This is a genomic window from Lacticaseibacillus sharpeae JCM 1186 = DSM 20505 (assembly GCF_001436225.1).
Taxonomy (GTDB): Bacteria; Bacillota; Bacilli; order Lactobacillales; family Lactobacillaceae; genus Lacticaseibacillus; species Lacticaseibacillus sharpeae.
Window position 1 is genome coordinate 1 of the sequence record NZ_AYYO01000025.1, and the last position, 208, is coordinate 208.

The following is a 208-nucleotide window of genomic DNA, read 5'->3' on the forward strand; positions in this document are numbered from 1 at the left end:
ACGCCGATAGTAGTTGGTGGGAAACTGCCTGCGAGGGTAGGAAGCTGCCACGCTCAAAATGGAGGATTAGCTCAGTTGGGAGAGCGTCTGCCTTACAAGCAGAGGGTCACAGGTTCGAGCCCTGTATCCTCCATTGAGCCGTTAGCTCAGTTGGTAGAGCAACGGACTTTTAATCCGTGGGTCGACAGTTCGAGCCTGTCACGGCTCA

2 tRNA genes are annotated in these 208 nt (G+C 54.8%); both read left to right on the forward strand.

What is annotated here, in order from left to right:
* Window positions 1-60 precede the first annotated feature (60 nt).
* Window positions 61-133 (forward strand) — tRNA-Val (locus FC18_RS06430).
* Between the two features lie 2 nt (window positions 134-135).
* A tRNA-Lys gene (locus FC18_RS06435) sits at window positions 136-208 on the forward strand.